The organism is Pseudooceanicola lipolyticus (assembly GCF_002786325.1).
Taxonomy (GTDB): domain Bacteria; phylum Pseudomonadota; class Alphaproteobacteria; order Rhodobacterales; family Rhodobacteraceae; genus Pseudooceanicola_C; species Pseudooceanicola_C lipolyticus.
On sequence record NZ_PGTB01000186.1, the window covers coordinates 1 to 6,599 of the forward strand.

Annotated in this window: 6 protein-coding genes and 1 pseudogene; 2 read left to right on the forward strand and 5 right to left on the reverse strand. The window is 65.4% G+C overall.

The features are described 5' to 3' along the window. The 3 genes and pseudogenes from CVM52_RS22410 to CVM52_RS22420 all read right to left on the reverse strand — a co-directional run. Nucleotides 1-519, reverse strand: a pseudogene (locus CVM52_RS22410) (NLP/P60 hydrolase); the annotation flags it as partial. Continuing rightward, nucleotides 516-1,898 (reverse strand): leucyl aminopeptidase family protein, encoded by a 1,383-nt coding sequence (locus CVM52_RS22415; RefSeq protein WP_100164596.1) that lies wholly within the window; start codon nt 1,896-1,898, stop codon nt 516-518. The pseudogene CVM52_RS22410 and the gene CVM52_RS22415, both read right to left, overlap by 4 nt. An 80-nt stretch (nt 1,899-1,978) precedes the next feature. Further along, complete coding sequence (locus tag CVM52_RS22420; protein ID WP_205965008.1) at nt 1,979-2,362, reverse strand: hypothetical protein; 384 nt, start codon at nt 2,360-2,362, stop codon at nt 1,979-1,981. A 152-nt stretch (nt 2,363-2,514) separates the two neighbouring features. Here CVM52_RS22420 and CVM52_RS22425 point away from each other — a divergent pair, with 152 nt between their 5' ends. After that, on the forward strand, nt 2,515-3,165 hold the full coding sequence (locus CVM52_RS22425; RefSeq protein WP_100164597.1) for a carbonic anhydrase: 651 nt from the start codon (nt 2,515-2,517) through the stop codon (nt 3,163-3,165). A 345-nt stretch (nt 3,166-3,510) separates the two neighbouring features. Next, nucleotides 3,511-4,290, forward strand: a complete 780-nt coding sequence (locus tag CVM52_RS22430; protein WP_100164598.1) for a methyltransferase domain-containing protein — start codon at nt 3,511-3,513, stop codon at nt 4,288-4,290. Between the two features lie 179 nt (nt 4,291-4,469). On the opposite strand, the gene CVM52_RS22435 is transcribed toward CVM52_RS22430, so the two are convergent. Further along, the gene (locus CVM52_RS22435; protein WP_100164599.1) at nt 4,470-5,813 is read right to left on the reverse strand and encodes a S41 family peptidase; all 1,344 of its coding nucleotides are present in this window, start codon (nt 5,811-5,813) and stop codon (nt 4,470-4,472) included. 6 nt (nt 5,814-5,819) lie between these two features. Beyond that, a partial coding sequence (locus tag CVM52_RS22440; RefSeq protein WP_100164601.1) for a murein hydrolase activator EnvC family protein occupies nt 5,820-6,599 on the reverse strand: 780 nt, incomplete at its 5' end.

The window sequence follows — 6,599 nt, forward strand, 5'->3', positions numbered from 1 at the left end:
TGATACCCTGTGAGTGATGGGTTGTGGGCTCAGTTCGGCCACCGCCACCGGATCGTCCTCGGGCGCCTCCAGCGGCGCCAGATGCGCGGCGGGCAGGAACCAGCCCTCGGCGCTCTGCAGGAACCGCTCGTGCCGCGCAACCACCCGCAGCCGGCTTCCCAGGCTCAGCGGCACCGGCGCGGGCGTCTTGATGCTGGCGGTGGCAAAGCCGAAGGTTGCGCGTGGCGCGACCACATGTGTCGGCTCCTCCCAGGGGCCAAGCGCCGCGGTGGCAAGATGCCCGACATAACCGCTCAACTCGGCAATGCCGAAACTCTGCTCCTTGGCCGCGTCCAACACCCGGAACGGCTCGCCCAGCAGCAGTTGGCGTTCCAGCGCCGGACCGTCGCGATGCAGCCCGGCAACCGGCAGGGCCACGCGTTTCCGTACACCTTCGGTGAACCGCTCGGCGGAGACGGCGCCGCGCAGCGACACATGCGCGACGCGCCCGTTGAACGGGGTCTGGCGCGGGTCGCTCACGACGGCAGCAGTTCGGGCATCGCCTCCAGCAGCGCGCGGATGCCCTGCCCGCAGCCACCCTTGGGCCGCGCCGGCAGGTTGAACGAGCTCCAGGAATAGATGTCGAAATGCATGTACCGCGTCTCGCCGGCAAAGCGGCGCAGGAACAGCGCCGCGGTGATCGCCCCGGCAAACCCGCCGGCGGGCGCATTGTCCAGATCGGCGATCTTCGGTTCGATCTTGGTTTCATAGGGTTCGAAAAACGGCAGCCGCCACACCGGGTCATCGACCCGCCCGGCGGCGGCGGCCAGTGCGCTGGCGGCGCCTTCGTCATCGGTGAAATAGGGCGCGATATCGCTGCCCAGGGCGACCCGCGCCGCCCCGGTCAGCGTCGCCATCGAGATCACCAGATCCGGCGTATCCTCGGCCGCCAGGGCCAGCGCATCGGCCAGCACCAGCCGCCCCTCGGCATCGGTATTGTTCACCTCGACGGTCAGCCCCTTGCGCGAGGTCAGGATGTCGCCGGGGCGGAAGGCATTGCCCGCCACCGCGTTTTCCACCGCCGGGATCAGCACCCGCAATTGCAGGTTCAGCCCCAGCGCCATGATCATATGCGCCAGCCCCAGCACATTGGCGGCGCCGCCCATGTCCTTTTTCATCAGCAACATGCTGGCCGCCGGCTTCAGGTCCAGCCCGCCGGTGTCGAAACACACGCCCTTGCCCACCAGCGTCAGCTTGGGCCCGGCGCTGCCCCAGGTCATCTCCAGCAGGCGTGGCGGCGTGGTCGAGGCGCGGCCGACGGCGTGGATCATCGGGAAATTCTGCTCCAGCAGATCGTCGCCGACAATTGCCGAGAAGCGGGCGCCATGGGTCTCGGCCAGCTTGCGTGCCGCCGCCTCCAGCTGATCGGGCCCCATATCCGAGGTGGGCGTGTTGACCAGGTCGCGCAGCAGTGCCTCGCCGGCGGCAATCGCCTCGACCCGCGCGGCATCGACCGCCTCGGGCGCCACCAGCGCGGCAGAGGCGCCGGAGGTTTTCTTGTAGCGGTCGAAGGCATAGCCGGTCAGCAGCCAGCCCAGGCATTCGGTCTCCAGCAGGTTCTGCGGCAGGCCCGAGGCGATCTTATAGCTGCCCTTGGGCAATTTCATCGCCGCTGCCGCCAGCGCATAGCGCCCGCGCGCCCGTTTCGCGGCGCTGCCATAGCCGGCCAGCGCCATCACCGGGCCACCCTCGGCGGCCGGCACCAGCAGGGCATCGCCCAGCTTGCCGGTAAAGCCATTCAACCCGACCCATTCGGCCACCGCCTTGGGCTGCTGCTCCAGCCAGGCCGCCAGCGCGGCGGTTTCGATTATGTGCAGCGGGATCGCGGCGGGGCTGTCTTCGGCAAAGGTCAGGGGCATGGGGCGCTCGTTCGTCAGGGAAACCGCCGCATACCCTAGCCGTGTGCCGGCGCGCCGCAAGCCCCGACCCCGTCACAGCATCACAGCGACAGGTCGTGCAGGTCCCAAACCGCGGTCAGCGACCGCTCGCCGATGCGCATCAGCCGGCACAGGGTGGCGCCCACCGCCGCGGCATCGCTGGTGTCGAGGGCGGCGGTCACATCACCGGCCACCCGCACCAGGCTGGTCATGCCGATCGGATCCGAGATCGCCGCCAGCGACCGCACGGTGCGGCGCAGATCCTGCCAGTGGCGGCTCTGCCACTGGGCGCGGCAGCGGGCCAGCCGCACCGCCAGCTCTTCCACCGCGCGGCCCACCATGTCTTCGGCCGCCGCCTCGCCCAGCTGGGCAAAAAGCCCCTCCAGCCGGTCGCGATCCAGCCGCACGGTTTCGCGCGGAATCAGCTCCAGAAGATCGGCCACCACACCAGCCCCACGCCTTCACCGCCCCCACGGCGCGCCCATCCTGCCCCGGCCGGGTGAGTAAAAGATTGAGCCCGAGTGCTTTCCTCCCTTAAATTCGACACGGATCCGCGCTATTTCGCTTGGAAGCTTAGGTCAGACAGAAGGTTCGCTCCGTGATTCACGCCCGTCCCCTGCCCAACTACCTGGTCCACCGCTATCAAGGCTGGAAGGCCACGACCTATAAGGAAAACCAGGTCTGGTACCGCCGCCTGGCCTCCGAGGGCCAGCATCCGCGCGCCATGGTGATTTCCTGCTGCGACAGCCGGGTGCACGTGACCTCGATTTTCGGCGCCGACAGCGGCGAGTTCTTCATTCACCGCAACATCGCCAATCTGGTGCCGCCGTTCGAAGCCGACGGCAACCGCCATGGCACCAGCGCCGCGCTGGAATATGCCGTGACGGTGCTGAAAGTGGCGCATGTCATCGTGCTGGGCCATTCGCAATGCGGCGGCGTTAAGGGTTGCATGGACATGTGCGAAGGCAAAGCGCCGCAGCTGGAAAGCAACGACAGCTTCGTGGGCCGCTGGATGGACATCCTGCGCCCGAAATACGAGCTGGTGACCAAGATCGAGGACGAGAAGGAAAAGATCCGCGCGCTGGAACAGCACGCGGTGGTCGCCTCGCTGGAAAACCTGATGAGCTTCCCCTTCGTGCGCAGCGCGGTCGAGTCCGAAACCCTGTCGCTGCACGGGCTGTGGACCGAGATCGGCGAGGGCGGGCTGGAAAGTTACGACCCGTCCAAGGGAATCTTCCTCCCGGTCTGACGCAGCAAGCGAACCGGGCAAAGGTTTTGGGTGTGTCCGCAAACCGTGTTGGGGCGCTGGCCCGCGCGGTGTCTCGGCGCCAACGGCTAAGATAATCTCGCAGCGGCGAGCGGCCTCGGAAGAACCTCAATGGATATATTCGCTGGCTGCAGGTGCGGCTGGCGGAGATGATCCGCGCATCGTAGACTAGGGGTCGCGCAGAGATCTGCTTCGAGCCCTGAGTCACCGGTGCTGAGCGGCTTGCCAATGTCGGCTCCGGCGTGTGCGCTTGCAGCAGAGACAAAAGTTTTCGCTCCCTTCTGGTAGACTGTCAGCACTTTCGATGGGCCATGGAGGTTGGAAGCGATGCTCAAGTTCGACGCTGAAGTCGCGCGACTGCTGGACAATGCGTATCAGGGCGCGGATCTCACAAGACGACGGCAAGCCTCATTCGATGCTCTACAACCAACACCCGGGGAAACCATCCTCGATATCGGCTGCGGCAGCGGGCTGCTGACCGCTGAACTGGCCCGCGCTGTCGGCGAAAATGGCCGTGTTATCGGCATCGATCCGAGTGACGATATGCGTTCCGCGGGTCAAAAGCGCTGCCAAGATTACAACTGCGTGGAATTCATCGATGGTGTCGCGACCGATTTGCCGATTGAGGATGCGAGGGCAGACAAGGCCGTATCCGTTCAAGTCTTCGAATACATTGAAGATATTGCAGGTGCTGTTTCGGACGCGATGCGCTGCCTAAAACCGGATGGGCGACTCGTTGTGAGCGACCTGCATTTTGGTAGCTTTATCTGGTATAGCGACAACCCCCAGCGCATGGAGCAAATCAGGGCGTCCTGGGATCAGCATTTCGCGGCCGGCGATGTTCCCGCGCGACTGCCCGGCATCATGAGGCACCAGGGCCATCATGTGGAGTCCGTTGCGCCGGTGACTTTAACGGACCATGTTTTGAAACCGGATGGGATGGCGATCATGTTGATGCACCTGATGAGGCAATTTGCGATCGCAAACAACCATGTTGAAGCCGACATGGCGAACGACTGGTTCAATGAACAGATCAGCCTTGCCCGCGACGGCCGGTTCTTCTTTTCGATCACGCAGTTTGTCGTTAGCGCACGCAAATCGGCGTGATGCGGGAGCAATCAGAGCCGGCATTGGCGGGATCGCGGCCAAATTCAACTTGGTCCGCATCGCGGACCAATACGGTTTGCGAACCAGGCAAAGGTTTTCGAAAATTTTAGCCCCGCCGGAAGGCGGGGCTTGTGGCGAGAGGTCCCGGCGCGGGGCCGGGACCGCGGCGCGTTCTCGGATCAGTCGCGCGGACCGATTGCCGACAGGCCTTTCAGGATGTCGATGGCATAGGCCAGCTGGTAATCCTCTTCACGCAGTTTCGCGGCGGCCTCGGCCTTGGCGCGGTCTTCCTCGATCTGGCGGATCTCGTCCTCGCTCAGGCTGTCATTGTTCAGACGCCCGCGCAGGGTGGCCTCGGACCGGGTCCGTGCCGCGGCGGCGTCGGCCTCGTCCTCATCCTCGGCGCCGGGGTCGCGGCGGGGCTGTTCCACCACGATATCCGGCGACACGCCCAGCGCCTGGATCGAGCGGCCAGACGGCGTGTAATACCGCGCCGTGGTCAGGCGCATGGCGCCGTCGCCGCGCAGCGGCATCACCGTCTGGACCGAGCCTTTGCCAAAGCTCTTGGTGCCCACGACAATGGCGCGGCGGTGATCCTGCAGCGCGCCGGCGACGATCTCGGAGGCCGAGGCCGACCCGCCATTGATCAGCACCACCATCGGCTTGCCCTCGGCCATGTCCCCCGGCGTGGCGTTGAACCGTTCGCCATCCTCGGGGTTGCGGCCGCGGGTCGAGACGATCTCGCCGGAATCGAGGAATTCGTCGGACACGCTGATCGCCTGGGTCAGCAGCCCGCCGGGGTTGTTGCGCAGGTCCAGCACGATGCCGTTGATATTCTCCATGCCGCCCGCCTCTTCGATCTGTTCTTTCAGGCCGGCTTCGAGATTGGGGGTGGTCTGGTCGTTGAAGGTGGTGATGCGCAGCACCACGGTATTGCCCTCGGTGCGGGCGCGCACCGCCGTCAGCTTGATGGTGTCGCGCACGATCGAGACGTCAAAGGGCTCGTCCTCGCCCTCGCGCACCACGGTGATCACGATTTCCGAACCAACCGGCCCGCGCATCAGCTCGACCGCCTTGTCCAGGGTCAGGCCCAGCACGCTTTCGCCATCGACATGGGTGATGAAATCACCGGCCTCGATCCCGGCCTCATCCGCCGGGGTGCCGTCGATCGGCGACACCACTTTCACAAAGCCCTCTTCCTGGGTCACCTCGATGCCCAGCCCGCCGAATTCGCCGCGGGTCTGCACCCGCATGGCGGCGGCATCCTCGGGCGAGAGATAGCTGGAATGCGGATCCAGCGAGGTCAGCATGCCGTCGATGGCGGCCTCGATCAGTTTGGATTCGTCCACGTCCTCGACATATTGTGCGCGGATGCGTTCGAAAATGTCACCGAACAGGTCGAGCTGTTCGTAAACGCTGGACGACCGCGCGTTTTCCTGGGCCACCAGCGGCCCGGCGATTTGGGTGGTGGCAATGATACCTGCAAGCGTACCACCCACGGCGGCCAATGCGATCTTTTTCATATGTTACTATCCATCCTCATCGCTTTCGAACCAGATGTCCGGGTTCACGGCGGTGCCAGCTTCTCTGACCTCTATATAGAGCGTTTCCGAACGGTCAGTTCCAGTGCCATCACCGGTTGTTGAAAGAATTGCGCCGTTTTCGGCTGTGCTGCCACCCATCAGGCCAACGGGTGTGCCCGCCGGGATCACCTGCCCGGCCTCGCCATAGACCTCGCCCAGCCCGGCGAAAACGAACAGGGTGCCGGCCTGGGGTTCCAGAATCATCACATTGCCCATGTCCAGGAGCGGTCCGCGATAGCGGATCGTCGCTGCCGTCGGCGCGGTGACCAGCGCCCGCGGCCGGGTTGCCACCAGGATGCCGTCGCGGCGGATATTGGCGGCGTCGGCCTCTCCGGCGCGGTGCAGCAGAACGCCCTGCACCGGCAGCGCCAGGCTGCCTTTCAGATCGCTGATATCGGCATCGGTGCCGGCGATCTCGCCCAGCGCGATATGCGACAGGCCGCTGGCAAATCCCGCAAGGGTCTCGGTCGAATCCAGCAGGATCGCGGTATTGACCGGATCTTCGGTGAACCGGCGCGGCAGGTCGGTGCGGTTGGCGATGGCGCGGCTGAGCTCGGCGCGCGCCTTTTGCACCCCGGCCAGCCCCTCTTCCAGGGTGTCGGCGGCGGATTGCTGCAACAGGCGCAGGGTCTGCACCTCTTCCAGATCGGCGCGCAGCGCCTGCGCCCGCGCCTGCAGCGCCGGGGTGACATCGGCCAGCATCATGCCGGCCCGCGCGCTGCCCAG